Consider the following 22,441-nt stretch of genomic DNA (forward strand, 5'->3'; position numbering starts at 1 on the left):
TTAAAAGTACGACTTACAGGCTGTTAACGGAAAAGGTCGTCATCATTCTTCCTGTAATAAATTTTTTCATCCAGGAATTCCTGTGTTGCAAGAATAGCAGGATTAGGCATTTTTTCATAAGCCTTTGAAATTTCTATTTGCTCCTTGTTTTCATGAATCTCTTCAAGGCTGTCTGTGTGGCTTGCAAATTCTTCCAGCTTATTATGTAATTCTTCTTTAATAGCAATATTTATCTGATTAGCCCTTTTAGCAATGATGGCAATAGACTCATAAAGATTGCCTGTTCTTGACTTAATATCAAACAGGCTCTTTGTTTCAACTGTATTCAGCGTATTAGCGCCGAGTTGTCTCCGTAGTTTGCTCATTATTTCGTGTTTGAAGTTTTTTTAAATTATTTTCTGCATCTGTTCTATAATTAACGGCGTCTTCAAGCAATTTGCTCTGCGGAAAACGCTGTTCAAAATCGTTTACATCTGCCACCACTTTCTGGTATCTTTCTTCCTGTTTATCAACCACACTCATCTCTGCATATTTATAATATGATTTGATGGAATTTAAAGCATAGCTGTCACTACTTTCGGAATCAGGATAATCATCCATCAAAACAGAAAAGGCAACACCGGCTGCTTTAAAATACCCCAGGTCGTAATAAAGCCTGGCATTACTAAATTCTTTCAGTTCAAGTTTCGCCCTGCATTGATCAATTATATCGTTTGCTTCAGCAACCTTTTTTGAATCCGGGTGTGTATTTATAAAAGCCTGCAACAGCGCCATTGTTTTTACCGTATTTGTCTGATCAAGCTCATACTTTGGCGATTGCTTATAATAAGCCATACAACGCATAAACTCCGTTTCTTCAACCTTGGCGCTGTTTGGAAAATTTTCGCCATAAGTTTTAAAAAGGTTTTCCGCATTCATATAATCTTTCTGATAGTAGGCTGTGTAAGCATATTTATAATAGATATCTTCAAACCGCGGATCGCCTTTATATAAGGGTAAAAGATCACTGTAAAGCTGTTGCGCTTTACTGTAATCCTGCTTCACATAATATTGTTCGGCCATTTTAAGCTTGTACTCTTTGTCCTTGCTTTTTATCACCTTACCAAACTTGGAGGCGCAGGAAGAGAGCAGCAATAAGCTTAATAAAATGCCAGGTAAGAATTTCATAAAACGTGCAAAGATAGTTTTTTCGGGCAAATTAGGCATCTGTTATTCAGTTTTAGTCAATATATCAGTTAATAAAAAGAAAAATCAGGCAAATCTGCGCCATTAAATCTCGCCGGCTAAACTATTGAAGCGCTTCCTTGTCGAAATTTGCATGATGAAAAAACTTTTTCTTGTATTGTTTATGTTTTCGTTTTGCACAGCATTTTCCCAAAATAATACTTCTGCAGAAAACATCCTGGATAAATCTTCGGCTAAAATAAAATCTGCCAAAGGCATAAACGTTAGCTTCTCTTTAACACAAAAAGATAAACAAAACCAGGTGGTTTCAAATTCCAAAGGCATTATGAAAATGAAGGGCGATAAATACTACATTAATCAGGACGGCAGCGAGATTTATTGCAATGGCCTGCAAATATGGAATTTCGACGGCCAGGATGAAGTTACCGTTGCTAAAGTTTATAAAGATGATAATGAATTTTCGCCACCGCAAATCTTAACCGGCTTCAATAAAAAAGATTTTAATATTAAGCTGGTTTCTTCAGCAGGAAATAATTACCAGGTATTATTAACGCCGCTTGACAAACGGCAGAATTTTAAAGAAATTACACTTTACATAAATAAATCCACCAGCCTTATTTCCAAAGCATCAGTCGTGAGCAAAATGAACGATACTATCGAAATTAATTTTAATAGTATTTCATTAAATGCTTCATTTGACGACAGCCAGTTTGTATTTGATGCAAAAAAACATCCCGGCATAGATATTATTAATAATTAAGCTGCGCTTACGTTACAGTTTTTTTGCAGCTTTGCCGGATGAATAAAAAAATTATCATTGCTATTGATGGTTATTCATCCTGCGGCAAAAGCACGCTTGCCAAACAATTGGCTAAAGAACTGCATTACATTTATGCCGACAGCGGTGCTATGTACAGGGCTATTACACTATACTTTTTGCGCAATGAAATTCATCATACCAATTTAAATAAAGTAAGAGAGGCTTTAAAAGACATACACCTGGAATTCGTTTTTGATGTGGATGCAGGCAAAAGCGTTTTATATATGAATGATGAGAATATTGAATTGCCTATTCGCGACATGATAATAAGTGAAAAGGTAAGTGAGGTTGCAGCAATAAAAGAAGTGCGGGAATTTGCAGTGGCGCAGCAACAGCGAATGGGCAATAACAAAGGTATTGTAATGGATGGGCGGGATATTGGCACAACCGTTTTTCCGCATGCTGAATTAAAAATTTTTATGACGGCAGATATTGCTGTTCGTGTTGAAAGAAGGTTTAAGGAATTATTCGCTGTAAACCCGGCCATTACAATTGAAGAAGTGAAGCAAAATCTTGAAATGCGGGATTACATTGACAGCAACCGGGAAATAAGCCCGTTAAGAAAAGCTGAAGATGCTGTTGTTTTAAACAACAGCGACCTTACAATGGCACAGCAATTGAAAATAGCTTTGCAATGGGCCAGGGAAAAAATTGATTTGGTATAAAAGATGAACAAGGATTTATATTATGCATGAGATAGAACCATTTTATAACTGGAGACATATATATACTTCGGAGGAAGACCCGAAATCGCCTTTTTACGGGCGTATGTACAGTGAATTTGAATATTCCCAAACGGTTTATAATTACTACATACATCCGCAATGGGATGAATTTGGCAGCCGCACTTTATACCTGAAAATAATTTATGCAGATTATGAATCAGGTTATGCCATTATTGAAATGATTGGTGAATGGAACGACGCTATTGAAAATGATATAATGACCTTAAAACGGGATGTGATTGATGTGATGATGGGCAATGGCATAAATAAGTTTATTCTCATTACAGAAAACGTTTTGAATTTTCACAGCGGCGATAAAGATTATTATCAGGAATGGGCTGAAGAAAATGAAGATTCCAGCGGATGGGCTGTTGCTTTAAACATGAGCGAGCCTGCCCAGTATGACTTTCACAGGAAAAAAATCGATCAATATATTGAATTGATAGAATTGCCCGAATGGCGTGTTTATAAACCCTATCATCTATTTAAAAAAGTGGACAGTTTACTGCATAACAGGCTGCCCGGTTAAGCCTGCAACTTATTTATACAAGTACTTACATAAATTATGTAACCACTTATATATTATCATTTCCTTCACGATTGGATGTTTATTCATACCAATAAAGTGTGTATATTTGCAGCGCCAACATAAAAATTAAATTTTATATGTTAGCAAGCATAAATAAATGCTTTTAGCTCTTTCGCATTGCCTGCTATATAGAAAGATTTTTGACTAAATGAACAATTATGAAACACGAAACAAGCAATTCGAAAGTGTATCTTGACCATGAAGAACTAAACACACTTGTAACCCAAGTAAAAGAAACAGTGGCAGCCGGAATTAACAACGAAGTTAAAAATACATTCAGCGCTGCTGATCTCTGGAATATTCAAAGAATGAAAACAAGAATACAAAGAAGAACAACATTATGGAATTAAAAAAAAGGCGGTTTAAAACCGCCTTTTTTATTAGTTAATGGTAATACGCCCATTAATTATTTTTATATAATACAGCTTTTTGTTTTCAAGATAATCCGGTAAAAAAGACGTTTGGGTTAACCGAACCGGTTCAAAATTATAATCATTCGAAACCTTGTAATCATCGCGGGATACATTATTGATAAAAGAAACAGGGTTTGCAAGCAGCAGCTTTACAAAGTGATATATAGTTTCATATCCCTTATAAACCATATCGCTCGGTTTTGAATAATAAGCACGCATGTAATTTGCCGAAATACTGTCTATAAAAGCACCGCCACGCACATAGTTATAAGGCGTGGTTACTACAATCTGAATTTTATCAGAAGCCGTGCCTGTTGTTCCATTCATTCCATTCCATGTGGGCATACCGGCCACTACGCTTGAATAAGTTTCACCCTTATCGTTCAGTGCTTTTATAAGCGCCTGGCCAAAACCTTCATATAAACTCCCGCACAAAACAACGTTTTGGGTTGTGCTGTCCAAATGGCTCAATACATCGGTGGCAGAAAAATTATCCCTTAAAATAACTGTAGAAAAATTGAGCGCCCGCCTTGTATTCAACAGTTTAAATTCTTCAGCAATCCTGTCTTCCAGCGAACCCCGGCGTGTAAAAAAAACAATTTTTTTACCGCGGTAATTACTTGCGAGATAATTATAAACAGCCTGTATATGCGTTTTCCAGGTTGGGTTTACCATTATAAAAAACGGGTTGTTTTCGAGATAAATATCATTTGGGAATGTGGCTGATATTACCGGTATGCTGTTTTTTGCGGAGAATGAAGTAAGCGCCCTCTGTTCTGTTGAATTAGAAATTGATGCAACCACAAGCGAAAAATTCATAGGCTGCATTTGTACGGTAAGCTGTTCTATAGACTGATTGGCTTTATGCGTATCATAAATCCACACTTCAATATTGGCATTTTCTTTTTGCAAAGAATCAATAGCCATCATTACACCGCTGTAAAAATCAAGGCCCGATAAAAAGTACTGGGATATTCTTACGTTGCTCAGCTTGTATTCATAACCGTTAAAGGCAGAATCAAGATTTAAAGGCAATAGTATTGCAACACGCAAAGGCGCCTGCATTGTATCTGCTGCTTTTGAAGTACCTGTTATAAAAACGAAAAGCAGGGCAGGAAGAATTTTTTTAATAGCTGAATGCATAGATCGTAATCGCAAAATCAAATTTAATGCCTATTCCCACTCAATGGTGGCAGGCGGTTTACTGCTTATATCATACACAACACGGTTTATACCGCGAACGCCGTTTATAATTTCGTTTGATACGTGGGCAAGAAAATCATAAGGCAAATGCGCCCAGTCCGCTGTCATGCCGTCAACCGAAGTCACAGCACGCAATGCCACGGTATATTCATACGTACGCTCATCGCCCATAACGCCAACACTTTTTACCGGCAATAATATAGCGGCAGCCTGCCACACTTTATTGTACAGGTTATATTCTTTTAACGACTTAATAAAAATATCATCTGCCTGCTGCAGCAGTTTAACTTTCTCTTCGGTTATATCGCTTAATATTCTTATAGCAAGGCCCGGTCCTGGAAATGGATGGCGATTAATCATGTCTGATGGAATGCCCAGCTCAAGCCCTACTTTTCTTACTTCATCTTTAAACAAAAAACGCAACGGTTCAACCAAAGAAAGATGCATTTTTTCTGGCAGGCCGCCAACATTGTGGTGCGATTTTATAGTTACCGAAGGCCCGTGCACACTTACGCTTTCAATTACATCAGGATAGATTGTTCCCTGCCCTAAAAATTTTGCTTCGGGAATTTTTGCAGCCTCTTCCTGGAACACATCTATAAATAATTTGCCAATGGCTTTTCTCTTTGCTTCGGGATCTGTCTTATCTTTTAAAGCATCGTAAAAATTTTGTTTCGCATCAATGCCCGTTACATTAAGCCCGATATTTTTATACGTTTCAAGCACGCTTTCAAACTCATCTTTCCGCAATACACCATTGTCAACAAAAATGCCATGCAGCCTTTCGCCAATTGCTTTGCTGATGAGTGTTGCAGCCACCGTGCTGTCAACACCACCGCTTAAAGCCATAATTACATGCGCATCGCCAATTTGTTTTTTCAAAGCATCAACCGTTTCGTGTATAAATGATGCCGGCGTCCAATTTTGTTTGCAGCCACAAATATTTACCAGGAAATTCTTTATGATCTTTTTGCCTTCGGCAGAATGATAAACTTCTGCATGAAACTGTATGCCATATAAAGGATATTTTTCATTCGTATTTCTGAAAGCCGCAACAGGAATGCTCGCTGTTGTAGCCAATAATTCAAACCCCTCTGGCAATTGTGTAATGGTATCGCTGTGGCTCATCCAAACCTGCGAATCATCTTCCACATCGGCAAGCAGCACATCATCTTCAATCTGCTTATGCAGCTTTGCCCTTCCATATTCGCGCTTGTTTGATTTTTCCACTTTCCCGCCATATTCCTTTGCGGTAAGCTGTGCGCCGTAACAAACGCCCAGCACAGGTGTTTTTTGCACAAACGATGGAATGTTAACCACAGGCGCATCTCCATCGTTCACACTGAAAGGCGAACCGCTTAAAATAATGCCTTTAACGGTTTCATCAATGGCAAAAAGCTTATTAAAAGGAAGTATTTCGCAGTAAACATTGGCTTCTCTTACCGCACGGGCAATTAATTGTGTGTATTGGCTGCCAAAGTCGAGAATTAAAATTTTTTCGGTCATAAGAATGCGCGAAGATAGCCGATTTTAAAAGATGCCGGCGAGGGTTTGCAATCAATTAACTGCATGATTTCCGGAAGCCGCCAGGTATAGCCGGGCGGCATTTAAAGATTGCAGAATGGAAGGTTATTAAGGAATGTCTGTCACCTCATATATGGCAGTATCGCCTCCCATAAAATGATGGCAGTATTTTTTTATTATGTGCTTATTTTAGCGGCATGAAAAAAATTTTATCTATGAAAATATACCTTACACTGTTTGCGGTTATTACTGTATTTGCATCCTGTTATAACCCGTTTTCTAAAACCGTAAAGGGCAATGGCAACATTAAAACCGATGAAAGAACTCTTCAAACTTTCGATAAAGTAAGATGCTCGGGCAGCTACAATGTTGAGCTCACGCAGGGCAATGCATCAACCATAAAAATTGAAACCGATGAGAACCTGTTGCCTTACATTGAAACAAAAATAAATGGCGATGAACTGGTGATACGTACAGAAGATGACGTGAATATACGCTCATCTGATAAGATAAAAGTTTATATAACTACCAATAAGCTTGAGGGATTTAAGTTAAACGGCAGCGGTGATGTTAAAACCACTAATAAATTTACAGGCAGCGATCATCTTGACCTTGATATTGCCGGCAGCGGCAATATACATTTTGATGTAAACACGCCAGCTATAAACTCGTCTATTTCAGGGAGCGGTGATATTTATTTAAGCGGTGAAACAAAAGACTCCAGGATTGATATTGCGGGAAGCGGAAACTATCATGCTGATGATTTAAAAGCAGAGAATGCCACTATAAAAATTGCCGGCAGCGGCGATGCCTGGCTGTTTGTGGATAACCAGCTCGATATAAATATTGCAGGCATTGGCAACGTTTATTACAGGGGCAATGCAACGGTAAATCAAAAAATAGCCGGTACCGGAAAAATTGAGAAGAAAGATTAATATTTTTAAAAGTGTTTGCGCTTAGAAGAATACTTTGAATAATGTTAACCGCAGCTGTAGGCCAGTTCATCCATATTTATTTTTCGCGGCTGTATTTCAATGCCTGCATAAGTTTTATTAATATCATCTAATAAAGAAAAGATGGCTTCAGGCTCTTTTAATGTTACCAGTTTTGTCCTGTATTCTTTAATGTTTGGAAGGCCTTTCAAATAATTGCCATAATGCCTGCGCATTTCGAGAATGCCGAGTGTTTGTCCTTTCCATTCAATACTTCTTTGCAAATGTTTTTTTATAACACCAACACGTTGTTCAATGGTTGGCGCTGGCAAATGAGTTCCTATTTGCAGGTAATATTTTATTTCATTAAAAATCCACGGGTAGCCAATGGCTGCACGGCCAATCATAATGCCATCCACACCATAACGGTTTTTATATTCCAGCGCTTTTTCAGGAGAATCAATATCGCCGTTCCCAAAAATGGGAATATGCATGCGCGGATTGTTTTTTACTTCAGCAATCAATCGCCAATCGGCTGCGCCTTTATATAACTGGCTGCGCGTTCTGCCATGAATGGATAAAGCTTTTATGCCCACATCCTGCAGCCGTTCCGCCACTTCAACAATATTCCTGCTCTCTTCATCCCAGCCCAACCTCGTTTTAACGGTAACGGGCAGCGATGTTGAATTAACGCAGGCTTTTGTTAACCGCTCCATCAAATCAATATCTTTTAAAACGGCTGCGCCGGCGCCTTTGCTCACCACTTTTTTTACAGGGCAGCCAAAATTTATATCAAGCAGGTCAGGATTGACTGCATCAACAATTTTTGCGCTCATGGCCATTGCCTCTTCATCGCCGCCAAAAATTTGTATGCCGATGGGTTTTTCGTAATCAAACACATCAAGCTTTTGCCTGCTTTTTATGGCATCGCGGATTAAGCCTTCACTGGAAATAAATTCAGTGTACATTAAATCGGCGCCATTGTCTTTGCACACAGCGCGAAAAGGCGGGTCGCTCACATCTTCCATTGGCGCCAGCAGCAACGGAAAATCAGGTAATGTTATATTGCCGATTGGAATCATTAATACCGGTTCTTGTAAATAATTAGAGCTATCTCAGGCTGCTCCTATAAATTTGAAGCAGCAAAATTAAGCTATAGAAATTTTATGTTTGATTATGATGCCCAACGCCCACGATATAACCCGTGGTCTCAGTTTTCAATTTTATTATTGCTTTGCGGCTTTGGGCTCATTGCCGGGAGCGTAGTAAGTTTTTTAATAGCCGACGCCGTTTTACATGTGCCCCTGCAACAACTTCCTGATGCTTTAAAGAACGCAAAAAATGCAAACCTTTCCAGGCTTATGCAATTTGTAAGCACATTTTTCTTCATGGCGTTGCCTTCCTTCATTTTTGCCAGGATAATAAACAAACAGCCTTTTAAATATATTGGATTTAATGGCGCTATCAGTGGCAAACAGGTTTTTTTTATTGTGGGTATTATGTTTATGGGTTTGTATGTAAGTGAAATGCTTGGCGCAGTAAACGAACTTATTCCTATTTCTAAAACTGCCGAAGATTATTTTAAAGCGCTGGAAAATGAATACAACCAGCAAATGATGGCCATAGCCAGTATGAAATCGGTGCAGGATTATCTTGTATCGCTCTTAATGATTGCCCTGCTGCCTGCCATTTTTGAAGAGATGCTATTCCGGGGGGCGCTTCAGCCGGTTATGATAAATATTTCAAAAAATGTTTTTATCGGTATTTTCTTAACCAGTTTTTTATTCAGCGCTATTCATATATCGTATTACGGTTTTTTACCAAGATTAGCTTTGGGATTAATGATTGGCTATGTGTTTTATTTCAGTAAGAATTTGTGGCTGGCATCTATAACCCATTTCCTGTATAATGCTTTTGGCGTATCTCAAATGTATGCTCTAAGTATGCGGGGGAAATTAACGCCGGAAGCTATGAACGCCAATAATACGCCTTTAATATATGGCCTGCTTGCAACCATATCTGTGCTCATTATCTTTCGTTATTTTAAGAAAGAAAGCGAAGTGGTTATATCAATGTATAACTTTCATAAAAAGAAGTTTTGAAACACGGCTCAGCCATTATACCCAGAGTCATAAATTTCAAGCTTAAGCCTTGTTTCTTCAAGATCTAATTCGCGTTCCATTTTGCGCAAAATTTCTTCACTGGCATCTCCTTTTCTGTGCATCTGCTGAATGGTTTGACGTTCCACTTTAAGCAGGTCAATCTGCAGTTGCGAATATTCATTAAAAATATTGCCGGCCAGCATTTTACCCTTGCCAAAATAGTTTGCAGGCAACTCCGTTTTTTGCAGGCGGTTATATTTAACTTCATATTTACTTTTAATATTATCAAGCAAATCTTCCTGCACCAGCGATAAATTATCTTCTATATAACCGATGGCTGTTTTTACTACGGTATTGCGCACTTCATATTCTTCGGCAACCAAAGAATAAGGTTCGATTTTCAGCTTTCGCACAACCCATTTTAAACTGCCGCCCAGTAATAAAAGTGTAATAAGAATTACGCAGAACGACAGGTAAACAATCAGTTCCCGGTTTTTAAAATTTTCACCACTGGCAAGTATTACAGGCAACCCTAATGCTGCCGCCATTGATACTACGCCGCGCATGCCGGCCCATCCAAATATTACCATATTACGGGCATCGAAAGGCTCTTCTTCACGAATGCGCTTACTTAGCGCCTTCGGCACTAAAGCAGCAGGAATTACCCAGATAAACCTTACCAGTATTACAACGGCGCTTATAATAAGTGCAGAAGAAGCAAGGGTTTGCCAGGGATAATTATTTATACCTTTTATCACATCACGCAGTTGTAAACCAATGAGGATAAATACCAGTGCATTTAAAATAAAAATTACCGCCTGCCAAACAGCATAAGTCATTATCCGGCTTTCGTTGCTGAAAGTTTCATCAGAACGAAAAGAAAGGTATAAGCCGGATGTAACTACAGCCAGCACACCCGATACTTCAAAATGTTCTGCTATAAGATAAGAAGCAAATGGTGTGAGGAAGGAAAGCGTAACTTCCAGTACCGGGTCGCAAAAAAACTTTTTATGAATGAGATAAATAACATAAGCAATGAAAAGCCCTATAGCTACACCGCATGCAGAAACCCATAAAAAATTAAGGCCGGCTTTCCATAATACAAATTGCGTGGTTACGGCGGCCAGCGCATATTTGTAGGCAATTAAACCACTGGCATCATTTACGAGGCTTTCGCCTTCAAGTATGGCCGTTATACGCGGATGCAAACCGAGGCCTTTTGTAACCGATGTAGCTGCTACTGCGTCGGGCGGTGATACAATAGCGCCTAAAAGAAATGCTTCAGGCCATGAAAGGTTTTCAATCAGCTCATGTGCAGCCCAGGCAACAGCTAATGTGGTAAGAAAAACAAGACCAATAGCGGCGAAGCTTATAGGCCGTATGGCAGCCTTAAAGTCGCGCCAGCTTGTATTCCAGGCTGCTCCATATAATAACGGTGGCAGAAAAACAAAGAATACAACATCGGGCTGTAAAGATATAACCGGCAAACCGGGGATAAGGCTTATCAAAATACCGGATAGCACAAGCGCTATCGGTAAAGGAAAATTAAATTTTTTGCTGAGCACACCTAAAAACGTAACACCAAATAATAAAATAATTATGATATCAACATTTTCCATGTTTTAAAAATAACAATCTTGTTGAATTATTTGAAAATGGCCAATAGATTTGAACTATTAAGTTTGAAGGGTTATTTATAAAATCCCGTTTAACTTAAGTCCGGAATAGGGTTACATGCTTTTAAGCTCGCTTAAAGTTTTATCACCGAGCTCCAGTATAATCTCAGCATCGGTGCAACAGTAAAGTGTCTTCCCTTCTTTTTGTGAAACTTCCATAAACAAAGAAGGGCTTTTACTGAACAACTTCTGCAGTGTAATTGCGTTATCGAGAAAGGCAAAAAAAGGAGAAGGCATAGTGGCATAATATACCGTTCCACCGGGTTTAAGTGTATTGGAAGCGAGAAACAGGTTACCGTTTTTATTTTCAAAAAGCTCAAGGCGGATAAGCGGTGTATCAATTAATATTTTTACAGGTACAAGATTTTTTCGTTCAGCTATGAGCATGGTTCGGTTTAAAGCAAAACTATTTTTCACATTATTAAATTCCTGTGTCAAATGACACAAAAGGCTTTATTGCAATAGCAAACTTCCAGGCAATAAGCTAACAATCATTAGCACCCTTCTTATTTATTCTGAAAAAAATTAACGCATTTATATTTTAAACATTACTAATTTTACGCCCTCAAAAAATATTGGTTCACAATTTTATATTGAACTGACGTTGAAAAAGAACACAACACATAACAACTTACATGTTTCTCATCATACCATGATGAGTGTTGGTTTATTACCGAACCCGTTTTGCTTCCGCCTTGTGCGACGACCGAGAATTTGATATCCTCCCGCAACATGCAGCCTTGCATTCGTGTAAAACAGTTACACGTAAACAACATCTTTTTATAACAAGCAAATCAAAGTGGAACAAAATCAAAATATTATAGTACGTATAGCCAATAGTGGCGATGCAGATTACGCAGAAACCATTACCAACGAAATGGAAGCAAGCGCACAGGCAAGGGGCACCGGTATTGCCAAGCGCAGCCCGCAATATATTATTTTAAAAATGATAGAAGGCAAAGCTGTTATTGCGCACACAAAAGACGGCACATGGGTTGGCTTTTGCTATATTGAAGAATGGAGCCACGGCGAGTTTGTTGCCAACAGCGGGCTTATCGTATCGCCGGCTTTCAGAAAAACCGGCGTTGCAAAACAGATAAAGAAAAAAATATTTGAGCTTTCAAGACAGAAATATCCAAAGGCAAAAATATTTGGTTTAACCACCGGCCTTGCTGTAATGAAGATAAACAGTGACCTCGGTTATGAGCCGGTAACATACAGTGAACTTACACAGGACGAAACATTCTGGGCCGGCTGTAAAAGCTGCGTTAACTACGATATCCTCATGATGAAAGAGCGCAAGAATTGCATGTGCACTGCTATGTTATACGATCCTTCCGATCATTACGAACCACAGGAAACCAAAGAACATTTTAAGGAAAAAAGCGAAGTGTATGCAAGGCTTTTACGCAGGAAAAAAAATCGTTTTCTGAAAGCCTTTCAAAAAAAAGATAAGCAAAAGCCTGAAGTAAGGGAACAAAAAAAGCGACGTTCGCTTGTTTCCATGTTCTCCATGATTTTTTCATGAGAAATTTTTTGGTGACCAGCAACATCAATAATGGCATCATCGTTGCGTCGCAACACTTGTACAGCATATCATTATTCAGCATCATTCATAAAGCATAAATTACACAAGCAACATTAATGTCAATAAATCAAAATAATCATGAACATGCAAACATCCCTCCAGGGGATGTGCGCTCCATCGTTCTCGGTTTCTCCGGCGGCCTTGATACTTCTTTCTGTGTTAAATATTTAGGAGAAGACCAGGGTTACGATGTGCACAGCATTATCGTAAACACGGGCGGTTTCAGCGAAGATGAATTAAAAAAGATTGAAGAGCACGCTTATAAACTTGGTGTAAAAACACATACAACAATTGATGCGGTAAAAGGTTATTATGACCGCATTATCAAATACCTTGTTTTCGGAAATGTATTAAAAAATAATACTTATCCTTTAAGCGTAAGTGCTGAAAGATTAGTGCAGGCATTGCACATTGCAGATCATGTGAAAGCCGTGGGTGCAAAAGCAGTTGCGCACGGCAGCACCGGCGCCGGTAACGACCAGGTGCGTTTTGACATGGTGTTTCACATCATGATACCTGAAGTTGAAATTATAACGCCAATACGCGATTTAAAACTCAGCCGTGAAGAAGAAATTGAGTACCTGAAAAACAAAGGTGTTGATATGAATTTTGAAAAAGCGGCGTATTCAATCAACAAAGGTTTATGGGGCACCAGCGTTGGCGGAAAAGAAACATTAAAAAGTAAAGGCATTTTGCCTGAAGAAGCCTGGCCAACGCAAGTTTCAAAACATGATAGCGAAGAAGTAAAACTGCATTTTGAAAAGGGTGAGCTCACTGCCGTGAATGATAAAACGTTCAGCCATTCTTCAGCAGCCATTCAATATTTACAAACCATAGCAGGTGCTTATGGCATTGGCCGCGATATACATGTGGGCGACACCATCATTGGCATAAAAGGCCGTGTGGGTTTTGAAGCTGCTGCACCAATGGTAATTTTAAAAGCACATCATGCATTGGAAAAACATGTGCTTACCAAATGGCAGTTAAGCTGGAAAGATAATATTGCCAACTTCTACGGCAACTGGTTGCATGAAGGGCAGATACTTGATCCTGTAATGCGTGATATAGAAGCCTTCCTGCAAAGCTCACAGCAAAATGTAACCGGCGATGTATTCGTGCAATTAATGCCTTACCGTTTTCAAATTATCGGTATAGAAAGCGAGCACGATTTAATGAACAGCAAGTTTGGTAAATATGGCGAAATGAATACCGGCTTTACCGGTGAAGATGTGCGTGGTTTCAGTAAAATTTTTGGCAATCAAACTGCCATGTATCATTTTTTAAATAAAGCGTAAAGAGATAGGTATAGGGCTTAAGGCTTTCCTTACACCCTAAACCATATAACTTCTACCTTTAAAACTATCCATGCAGGCTCTGAATAAACATACTGCCTTGCATCATTACAAATGGGGAAATAATTGTGATGGATGGGTTTTTGTTGATACAGATGCGTTATCTGTAAAACAGGAATTAATGCCGGAGAATGCTGCAGAAAGTTTACATTATCATAAAAATGCACAGCAGTTCTTTTTTATATTGAAAGGAAATGCAACATTTGAGGTGGAAGGACAGGTTTTTTCAGTAAAAGAAAATGAAGGCTTTCATATTTCTGCTGGCAAAAAGCATCGCATTGTAAATAATACAAATACTGATCTTGAATTTATATTAAGCTCTCAGCCTTCAACTAATAACGATAGATTTAATTGTTTTGAACATGAAGAAAATTAATGTTGGTATTATAGGTGGCGCCGGTTATACAGGCGGCGAATTGATCAGGTTATTAATCAATCATCCAAATACTGATATCCGTTTTATTCATAGTAAAAGCAATGCAGGCAACGCTGTTTCTAAAGTGCACCGGGATTTAATTGGTGAAACAGAATTGAATTTTACAGATACTTTGAGCGATGATATTGATGTACTTTTCTTATGTCTTGGTCATGGCGATTCAAAAAAATTTTTATCAGAAAATGAAATTGCTGACAGCATTAAAATAATTGACCTTGCCAACGACTTTCGCCTTGCCCAAAGCTCAAAGCTTAAAGCCCGCAGCTTTGTTTATGGTTTACCTGAATTAAACAAAGAGCAAATTAAATCAGCACATAATGTAGCTAATCCCGGTTGTTTTGCATCTGCCATTCAGTTGGGCTTATTACCGTTGGCAAAGGCAGGTTTGTTAGATGATATTTACACAACAGGCATCACAGGTTCAACAGGCGCGGGGCAAAGCTTAAGTGCTACCTCACATTTTAGCTGGCGTGCCAATAATATACAAGCATATAAAACATTAACGCATCAGCATTTAGGCGAGATCATGCAGTCTCTAACACAATTGCAGTCTGATAAGAATTTGCAAATGTCATTTGTGCCCTGGCGCGGCGATTTTACAAGAGGTATTTTTATCAGTTCAACTGTGCATTGCGAAATGTTGGCAGAAGAATTAAAAATATTGTATAAGGATTTTTACAAAGGCAACCCATTCACTATTGTTAGCGATGAGCCTATCTTTTTAAAACAAATTGTAAACACGAATAAATGTTTGATACAATTAGAAAAAGTTGGCAGCAAATTGGTGGTGCACAGTGCGCTTGATAATTTGCTGAAAGGTGCAAGTGGACAGGCTGTTCAAAACATGAATTTAATGTTTGGGTTGAATGAAACAACAGGGCTGAAACTAAAAGGAACAATGTTTTAAGTTGTAGGTATTAAGTTATAAGTAGTGCAGAATTACAAAGATTTAAAAGTTTGGGAAAAAGCACATTCATTTACTTTACAAGTGTATGAATGCACAAAAGTTTTTCCAAAAGAAGAACTATATAGCTTAACAAATCAACTCAGAAGATCGGCTTCATCTATTCCGGCAAATATTGCTGAAGGCTGTGGGAAGAATTCAAATCAGGAATTTGCTCATTTTTTAAACATCGCATTAGGTTCATCAAACGAATCAGAATATTTTCTTATCCTTTCAAAAGATTTATCATATTTAAAAGAAGAAATTTTTCAAACATTATTTAAATTAATTAACGAAGTAAAAGGAATGTTGATTGCACTTATCAACAAGGTGCGTTCCTAACTTATTACTTACAACTTACAACTTATGACTTTATTCGATGTTTATCCTTTAAACGACATTACAATTACCAAAGCACAAGGTTCTTATGTGTGGGATGAAAATGGCGTTCAGTATCTTGATTTGTATGGCGGCCACGCAGTAATCAGCATTGGCCACACACACCCGCATTGGGTTAAAAGAATTGAAGACCAGTTAGAAAAAATTGCATTCTATTCTAATTCTGTGCACATTCCAATTCAACAGGAGCTGGCTGATAAATTAGGCAAAGTTAGCGGCAAGGAAGAGTACCAGTTATTCCTTGTAAACAGTGGCGCCGAAGCCAATGAAAACGCATTAAAACTTGCATCTTTTCATACAGGCAAGAAAAAGATTGTTGCTTTTAATAAAGCTTTTCATGGCAGAACATCATTAGCCGTTGCAGCTACAGACAATAAGAACATTGTGGCGCCGGTAAATGAAACGGGCAACATTGATTTTCTTCCGTTCAATGATGAAGCTGCTTTGAAAGAATATTTTCAAACTAACGGTGATAAAGTGGCGGCAGTAATTGTGGAAGCCATACAAGGCGTTGGCGGCATAAACGTAGCCAGCGAAAGCTTTTTGCAACTGATAAGAAGATTATGCGATGCTAATGATGCTTTATTTATTGCAGATGAAGTGCAATGTGGTTACGGCAGAAGTGGAAAATTCTTTGCGCTGGACCACGCCGGCGTAAATGCCGATATATATACTATGGCAAAAGGTATGGGCAATGGCTTTCCGGTTGGCGGCATTTTAATTGCGCCGTATATTAAACCAAAGCATGGCATGCTTGGCACAACATTCGGCGGCAACCAGCTGGCCTGTGCTGCGGCACTTGGGGTGCTGGAAGTAATTGAAAGAGATAATTTGATTGAGATGACCAAGCAGCGCGGCATGTATCTCATTAATAAATTAAAAAGTATTGATGGAATTGATAATGTTCGCGGCAAAGGCCTGATGATTGGTTTTGATGTGCCTGAAGACCTGAAAGACCTGCGCAAAAAGTTATTACATGATTATTTCATTTTTACCGGTGAGGCAAAGCCAAATGTAATTCGCTTATTGCCCGCATTGAATATTACACGCAAACAGGTAGATGAATTTCTGGACACTTTGAATGAAGCTGTTGCGGAGATGAAAGCTGTTGTAGCACATGCCGAATAAGTTAACTGCATTAATATTAAGCATTAAAAAATTGAACCACTAAGTCACGAAGACACGAGCCATAAAGTACTTAGTGAAACTTTGTGTCCTTAGCGCCTTTGTGGTTTCATTTATAAATAAGAATAGATGAACCAATTTACATCCGTTCATGACGCAGGCAACATTAATGCTTTGGTTGAAAAAGCATTGATGTATAAAGCAAATCCTTTAAAAGATAAAACGCTGGGAGCCGGCAAACGCATTGGCTTATTGTTTTTAAACCCAAGTTTGCGTACCAGGTTAAGCACACAGGTTGCCGCAGGCAACCTTGGAATGGATGCTATTGTTTTTAATGTAGATAAAGAAGGCTGGGCACTGGAGTTTGAAGAAGGCGCCATCATGAGCGGCAGCACCGTTGAACATATAAAAGATGCAGCGCCAGTCCTGGGAAACTATTTTGACATTCTGTGCATAAGAACATTTCCTTCATTAAAAAACCGCGATGATGATTACAGCGAATTGTACATTACACAATTCATAAAATATTGCGGCGTTCCTGTAATTAGTTTGGAAAGCGCAACCTTGCATCCGCTGCAATCGTTAACTGATGTAATTACAATTAAAGAAGTAATCAGCCGTCAGCCACCAGCTATCAGAAGGCCCAAAATTGTTCTTACATGGGCGCCGCATGTAAAGCCTTTGCCGCAATGTGTTGCCAATAGTTTTGCGCAGTGGATAAATGCCTGGGGCGAAGCGGATTTTGTTATTACACATCCGCAGGATTATGAATTAAAAGAAGCATTTACAAAAGGCGCAACCATTACCCATAACCAGGATGAAGCATTAAAGGATGCTGATTTTGTATATGTAAAAAACTGGAGCACTTATAATGATTATGGTAAGATATATGAAAATGATCCAGAATGGATGCTTACAGAAGATAAACTGAAACTTACCAATAATGCAAAGGTGATGCATTGTTTGCCCGTAAGAAGAAATGTTGAATTAAGCGATGAAGTTTTAGATAGTGCAAACAGCATAGTTACACAACAGGCAGCAAACCGTGTGTGGGCAGCGCAGGCAGTTATTAGCGAAATCCTGAAGAGTAATAAGTAATAAGTTTTATGTTATAAGTATGAACAAACTTTTTGTTATAAAAGTTGGCGGAAACATTATTGATGATGAAGCGAAACTAAAAGTATTTCTTACTTCAGTTGCATCAGTAAAATCGCATAAAATCGTGGTGCATGGAGGTGGGAAGATTGCGACTGAAATCGGCAATAAACTCAACATCGAATCAAAATATATTAACGGCAGAAGAATAACAGATGATGATACGATTGATTTGGTAACGATGGTATATGGCGGATTGATCAATAAAAAAATTGTTGCACAACTACAATCATTAAACTGTAATGCAATTGGTTTAACTGGTGCCGACGCGAATATTATTCCGGCAAAAAAACGTGCAGTAAAAGATGTTGATTTTGGCTGGGTTGGCGATATTGATAACTCAAAAGTAAAAAGTGAAAACTTAAAAGCTTTGCTTGAAAGCAATTTCACTCCAATACTTGCACCGCTTACTCATGATGAACAAGGCCATATTTTAAATACAAATGCAGATACCATCGCTTCGTCAATCGCTGTTGCACTTTCAACTTATTATGATGTTCGTTTAATATATTGTTTTGAAAAGAAAGGCGTGCTGGAAAATGTAGAGGATGACAATTCTGTCATTAATCTTATCAATAAAGAAAAATACCGGCAACTGCTGGAAGAACAAAAATTGTTTGCAGGCATTCTTCCCAAAATAGATAATGCTTTTGCAGCAATAGATGCAGGCGTTCATGAAGTTTTGATTGGTGATGCAAATGATCTTATTCAAAATACAACAAATAATACAATCGGCACTTTGATAACACAATAATGGAAATTGAAACCTTATACAATGCTGCCATTTCCCTTCTTCAGCAGTTAATTTCAATTCCTTCTTTTTCAAAAGAAGAAGATAAAACAGCTGATGCAATTGAGCAGTTCCTTCACTCAAAAAACATAGCAACAAACAGGTTATTAAATAATGTTTGGTCTGTTAATAAATATTTTGACAAAAGCAAGCCAACTATTTTGCTTAACTCACATCACGATACCGTAAAGCCCAATAAACAATATACAAGGGATCCTTTTACAGCAAACTTTGAAGATGAGAAATTGTTCGGCCTCGGCAGCAACGATGCCGGCGGCTGTTTGGTTTCGCTGATTGCAACATTTATACATTTTTATCATCAGCAGAATTTGCAATACAATCTTGTTTTGGCTGCAACTGCAGAAGAAGAGATCAGTGGTAAAAATGGAATTGAATTGTTGTTAAATAACGAAGGCTTTTTACATCTTTCAGGCCATGCAAAAAATCCCTTCAGCGGATGGGCGGCAATTGTTGGCGAACCAACATTAATGAATATGGCTGTTGCCGAGAAAGGCTTGCTGGTATTGGATTGTACGGCTTTGGGCAAGGCTGGCCATGCAGCACGTGAAGAAGGAGATAATGCTATTTATAAAGCTGTAAAAGATATTGAGTGGATTAAAAATTACAGGTTTGATAAAGTGTCTGCGCTGATTGGCCCGAATAAAATGAGCGTTACCATCATCAATGCAGGTTCACAGCATAATGTAATTCCTTCTGAATGCAAGTTTACGGTAGATGTGCGTGTGAATGAGTTATATACTTTTGAAGAAGTGATTGATATCATTCGGCAAAACATTCAATCGGAAGTTATGCCAAGAAGCTTGCGGTTGCGTTCAACAAATATTGCATTGGATCATCCATTGGTAAAGGCAGGAACAGCATTAGGAAGAACATATTATGGTTCGCCCACAACGAGCGATAAAGCATTAATGCCATTTCCTGCGTTGAAGATGGGCCCCGGCGACAGCGCCAGGAGCCATAGTGCAGATGAGTTTATTTTTGTTGATGAGATTAAGAATGGAATTGGGTTATACATTGAGTTATTGAATAAAATAATTTTTTAAAAGGTATAAGGCGTAAGGTTTAGGGTATAGGGCTACTGCAGTCTTAACCTTAAACCTTAAACCTTAAACCTTAAATCTTCACAATGAAACTCTGGCAAAAAAATACAACATCATTAAAGGAAGTAGAAAAATTTACCGTGGGTAACGACAGGGAGTTTGATTTACTGCTTGCGCCTTTTGATGTATTAGGCAATATAGCCCATGCAAAAATGCTGGCTACTGTTGGCCTGCTTACAAACGATGAAGCAGATAAACTCGTGAACGAACTAAAGAATATTTACACTTCCATTCGCGATTCACAATTCACAATTCACGATAACATTGAAGACGTTCATTCGCAGATAGAATTTTTATTAACGGAAAAGCTTGGCGATATTGGCAAAAAAATTCATTCTGCCCGCAGCCGCAACGACCAGGTTTTAGTTGACTTAAAACTTTTTCTGCGCCACGAAGTGGAACACCTTGTTTTAAGCATCCGGTCTTTTTTTGAACTGCTTATTCAGCAAAGCGAAAAATATAAAAAAGATTTATTACCTGGCTATACGCATTTACAATTAGCTATGCCTTCGTCATTCGGCTTATGGTTTGGCGCTTACGCAGAAAGCTTGACGGATGATGTAAATATTTTAAAAGGCGCTTATGATGTTGTTAATAAAAATCCATTAGGATCTGCTGCAGGCTATGGCTCGTCTTTTCCCATTAACAGAACGCTTACAACACAGTTATTAGGTTTTGATGACCTGCATTATAATGTTGTATATGCACAAATGAGCCGTGGCAAAACAGAACGCATTGTGGCATCAGCATTGGCTAATATTGCCGATACATTAGCCAGGCTTAGTATGGATATGTGTTTATACCTTAACCAGAATTTTGGATTCGTTTCATTTCCTGCAGAGCTTACAACAGGCAGCAGTATTATGCCGCATAAAAAAAATCCTGATGTGTTTGAATTGATCCGTTCGCATTGCAATCAGATAAAAGCACTGCCAAATGAAATTATGATGATGACCACCAATCTTACTTCGGGTTATCATCGTGATCTGCAATTGCTAAAGGAACATTTATTTCCTGCATTTTCAACCTTAAACGATTGTATTAATATGGCTGCTTTAATGCTCAGCAATATTGAGGTGAAGAAAGATATTCTTACCGATGAAAAATATAAATACCTGTTTAGTGTTGAAGAAGTAAACAAACTTGTAAATAACGGTATGCCTTTTCGTGATGCTTATAAAAAAGTTGGATTGGATATTGAAGAAGGAAAGTTTGAATATTCAACAACGGTGCAGCATGTGCATGAAGGCAGCATTGGCAATTTAATGAATGATAAAATTGCAGCCAACATGCAAAAGGCTGTTGATAGTTTTCATTTTGAAAACTATCATGCAGCTATTAAAAAATTGATTGACTAATTCTAACTTAAATACTTTTTAAAAAAATCAATGGTCCGTTGCCAGGCAAGTTCTGCGGCGGCTTTATCATAACGCGGCGTTGTATCGTTATGAAAGCCATGATTTACATCGGGATAAATATAAGCTGTATAAACTTTATTGTTTGCCTTTAATGCAGCTTCATACGCTGGCCAGCCTTCATTTACGCGGGTATCAAGCCCTGCATATTGCAACAACAGCGGCGCTTGTATTTTAGGCACATCTTCCGCAGCAGGCTGTGCGCCATAAAATGGTACTGCAGCTGATAAACCGGGAAGTTTTACCGCCATCATGTTTGCAATTCCGCCGCCAAAACAAAAACCAACTACGCCCACTTTGCCATTGCAATCTTTATGATGTACAAGATAGTTATAGGCATCTATAAAATTTTCCAGCATTTCATTCCGGTCGCGTTTGCTTTGCATTTCACGGCCTTTATCATCATTGCCGGGATAACCACCTAACGGCGTTAAAGCATCCGGCGCAATGGATATAAAACCTGCCACAGCCAGTCTTCTGCCAACATCTTCTATATAAGGATTTAGCCCGCGGTTCTCATGCACCACAACTACGCCGCCCAGCTTTCCCTTTGCATCTGCCGGCATGCTTAATAAAGCTTTAATAGTGCCACCACCTTTTGGCGATTCATATTTGATATATTCTGATTTAATACGCGGATCATCAGCTTTAACCTGCAAAGTGTTTTCATAATCAGGCATAAGAAAACTCATCAGTGAACTTACAGTAATTCCACCTACTGCATACACAGAAAGCTTCTGCACAAAGGTTCTTCTGTCAATACGGCTGTGGGCATAATCATCGTAGATATCAAACACTTCCTGTTTAATATCTTCTTTTTTGATGGCGTTCATGAGTAATTGTTTTAAGTTACTAAGTTAAGCCGCCAACCGTTAATGGTAAAGGCTTGGTGAAGAACGAGTATCTAAAATTCGCCAAAGCTGGAACTGATGCTAAATTTATAAGGAC

General features: G+C 38.5%; 24 protein-coding genes. 16 read left to right on the plus strand and 8 right to left on the minus strand.

Going from position 1 to position 22,441, the window contains the following annotated elements; all coding sequences use genetic code 11:
• Positions 1–23: 23 nt before the first annotated feature.
• On the minus strand, positions 24–365 hold the full coding sequence (locus tag BM015_RS04205; RefSeq protein ID WP_090654752.1) for a DNA-directed RNA polymerase subunit omega: 342 nt from the start codon (positions 363–365) through the stop codon (positions 24–26).
• Complete coding sequence (locus tag BM015_RS04210) at positions 334–1,167, minus strand: outer membrane protein assembly factor BamD (RefSeq protein WP_090654754.1); 834 nt, start codon at positions 1,165–1,167, stop codon at positions 334–336. The genes BM015_RS04205 and BM015_RS04210 overlap by 32 nt, the downstream gene beginning before the upstream one ends.
• 151 nt (positions 1,168–1,318) lie before the next feature.
• Between BM015_RS04210 and BM015_RS04215 the strand changes: the two genes are divergently transcribed.
• The 4 genes from BM015_RS04215 (at position 1,319) to BM015_RS04230 (ending at position 3,669) form a co-directional block, all read left to right on the plus strand.
• Entirely contained in the window at positions 1,319–1,945 is a 627-nt protein-coding gene (locus BM015_RS04215; protein WP_090654755.1) for an outer membrane lipoprotein periplasmic chaperone LolA1, read from the plus strand.
• Between the two features lie 38 nt (positions 1,946–1,983).
• On the plus strand, positions 1,984–2,670 hold the full coding sequence (gene cmk, locus BM015_RS04220; RefSeq protein WP_090654757.1) for a (d)CMP kinase: 687 nt from the start codon (positions 1,984–1,986) through the stop codon (positions 2,668–2,670).
• 22 nt (positions 2,671–2,692) lie between these two features.
• Positions 2,693–3,259 (plus strand): hypothetical protein, encoded by a 567-nt coding sequence (locus BM015_RS04225; RefSeq protein ID WP_090654759.1) that lies wholly within the window; start codon positions 2,693–2,695, stop codon positions 3,257–3,259.
• Positions 3,260–3,477: 218 nt separating this feature from the next.
• Positions 3,478–3,669, plus strand: a complete 192-nt coding sequence (locus tag BM015_RS04230; protein WP_090654761.1) for a hypothetical protein — start codon at positions 3,478–3,480, stop codon at positions 3,667–3,669.
• A 30-nt stretch (positions 3,670–3,699) separates the two neighbouring features.
• On the opposite strand, the gene BM015_RS04235 is transcribed toward BM015_RS04230, so the two are convergent.
• Positions 3,700–4,875, minus strand: coding sequence for an ABC transporter substrate-binding protein (locus BM015_RS04235; protein WP_090654763.1), 1,176 nt, complete (start codon positions 4,873–4,875; stop codon positions 3,700–3,702).
• Between the two features lie 30 nt (positions 4,876–4,905).
• Positions 4,906–6,441 carry a glutamine-hydrolyzing GMP synthase gene (gene guaA, locus BM015_RS04240; RefSeq protein WP_090654766.1) on the minus strand — a complete coding sequence of 512 codons (1,536 nt, stop codon included), beginning with the start codon at positions 6,439–6,441 and terminating at the stop codon, positions 4,906–4,908.
• A 233-nt stretch (positions 6,442–6,674) separates the two neighbouring features.
• Here guaA and BM015_RS04245 point away from each other — a divergent pair, with 233 nt between their 5' ends.
• Positions 6,675–7,394 (plus strand): head GIN domain-containing protein, encoded by a 720-nt coding sequence (locus tag BM015_RS04245; RefSeq protein WP_177191802.1) that lies wholly within the window; start codon positions 6,675–6,677, stop codon positions 7,392–7,394.
• Positions 7,395–7,438: 44 nt separating this feature from the next.
• On the opposite strand, the gene dusB is transcribed toward BM015_RS04245, so the two are convergent.
• Positions 7,439–8,473 carry a tRNA dihydrouridine synthase DusB gene (dusB, locus tag BM015_RS04250; RefSeq protein WP_090654771.1) on the minus strand — a complete coding sequence of 345 codons (1,035 nt, stop codon included), beginning with the start codon at positions 8,471–8,473 and terminating at the stop codon, positions 7,439–7,441.
• Positions 8,474–8,557: 84 nt separating this feature from the next.
• Between dusB and BM015_RS04255 the strand changes: the two genes are divergently transcribed.
• Entirely contained in the window at positions 8,558–9,493 is a 936-nt protein-coding gene (locus BM015_RS04255) for a CPBP family intramembrane glutamic endopeptidase (RefSeq protein WP_090654773.1), read from the plus strand.
• A gap of 8 nt (positions 9,494–9,501) precedes the next feature.
• On the opposite strand, the gene BM015_RS04260 is transcribed toward BM015_RS04255, so the two are convergent.
• Together BM015_RS04260 and BM015_RS04265 are read right to left on the minus strand one after the other, a co-directional pair.
• On the minus strand, positions 9,502–11,112 hold the full coding sequence (locus BM015_RS04260) for a Na+/H+ antiporter (RefSeq protein WP_090654775.1): 1,611 nt from the start codon (positions 11,110–11,112) through the stop codon (positions 9,502–9,504).
• A 111-nt stretch (positions 11,113–11,223) separates the two neighbouring features.
• Entirely contained in the window at positions 11,224–11,556 is a 333-nt protein-coding gene (locus BM015_RS04265) for a hypothetical protein (RefSeq protein ID WP_143075746.1), read from the minus strand.
• Between the two features lie 412 nt (positions 11,557–11,968).
• On the opposite strand from BM015_RS04265, the gene BM015_RS04270 reads away from it, so the two are divergent.
• The 10 genes from BM015_RS04270 (at position 11,969) to argH (ending at position 21,436) form a co-directional block, all read left to right on the plus strand.
• Positions 11,969–12,697, plus strand: coding sequence for a GNAT family N-acetyltransferase (locus tag BM015_RS04270; protein WP_090654780.1), 729 nt, complete (start codon positions 11,969–11,971; stop codon positions 12,695–12,697).
• Positions 12,698–12,813: 116 nt separating this feature from the next.
• Positions 12,814–14,052: an argininosuccinate synthase gene (gene argG, locus BM015_RS04275; protein ID WP_090654783.1), complete on the plus strand. Its 1,239-nt coding sequence runs from the start codon at positions 12,814–12,816 to the stop codon at positions 14,050–14,052.
• Between the two features lie 70 nt (positions 14,053–14,122).
• On the plus strand, positions 14,123–14,485 hold the full coding sequence (locus BM015_RS04280) for a cupin domain-containing protein (protein WP_090654785.1): 363 nt from the start codon (positions 14,123–14,125) through the stop codon (positions 14,483–14,485).
• Entirely contained in the window at positions 14,472–15,452 is a 981-nt protein-coding gene (gene argC, locus BM015_RS04285; protein ID WP_090654788.1) for an N-acetyl-gamma-glutamyl-phosphate reductase, read from the plus strand. The genes BM015_RS04280 and argC overlap by 14 nt, the downstream gene beginning before the upstream one ends.
• Positions 15,453–15,476: 24 nt before the next feature.
• The gene (locus BM015_RS04290; RefSeq protein ID WP_090654793.1) at positions 15,477–15,830 is read left to right on the plus strand and encodes a four helix bundle protein; all 354 of its coding nucleotides are present in this window, start codon (positions 15,477–15,479) and stop codon (positions 15,828–15,830) included.
• A gap of 24 nt (positions 15,831–15,854) precedes the next feature.
• A complete protein-coding gene (locus tag BM015_RS04295; protein ID WP_090654796.1) occupies positions 15,855–17,015 on the plus strand; it encodes an aspartate aminotransferase family protein in 1,161 nt (386 codons plus the stop codon).
• A 126-nt stretch (positions 17,016–17,141) separates the two neighbouring features.
• Positions 17,142–18,110: a Rossmann-fold NAD(P)-binding domain-containing protein gene (locus BM015_RS04300; RefSeq protein ID WP_090654799.1), complete on the plus strand. Its 969-nt coding sequence runs from the start codon at positions 17,142–17,144 to the stop codon at positions 18,108–18,110.
• Between the two features lie 19 nt (positions 18,111–18,129).
• The gene (gene argB, locus BM015_RS04305) at positions 18,130–18,921 is read left to right on the plus strand and encodes an acetylglutamate kinase (RefSeq protein ID WP_090654802.1); all 792 of its coding nucleotides are present in this window, start codon (positions 18,130–18,132) and stop codon (positions 18,919–18,921) included.
• Positions 18,921–20,021: a M20 family metallo-hydrolase gene (locus BM015_RS04310; RefSeq protein ID WP_090654805.1), complete on the plus strand. Its 1,101-nt coding sequence runs from the start codon at positions 18,921–18,923 to the stop codon at positions 20,019–20,021. The genes argB and BM015_RS04310 overlap by 1 nt, the downstream gene beginning before the upstream one ends.
• A gap of 83 nt (positions 20,022–20,104) precedes the next feature.
• Positions 20,105–21,436: an argininosuccinate lyase gene (argH, locus tag BM015_RS04315; RefSeq protein ID WP_090654809.1), complete on the plus strand. Its 1,332-nt coding sequence runs from the start codon at positions 20,105–20,107 to the stop codon at positions 21,434–21,436.
• 2 nt (positions 21,437–21,438) lie between these two features.
• On the opposite strand, the gene BM015_RS04320 is transcribed toward argH, so the two are convergent.
• A complete protein-coding gene (locus BM015_RS04320) occupies positions 21,439–22,326 on the minus strand; it encodes a dienelactone hydrolase family protein (RefSeq protein WP_090654813.1) in 888 nt (295 codons plus the stop codon).
• Positions 22,327–22,441: the final 115 nt, after the last annotated feature.

The organism is Parafilimonas terrae, from assembly GCF_900115755.1.
GTDB classification, from domain to species: domain Bacteria; phylum Bacteroidota; class Bacteroidia; order Chitinophagales; family Chitinophagaceae; genus Parafilimonas; species Parafilimonas terrae.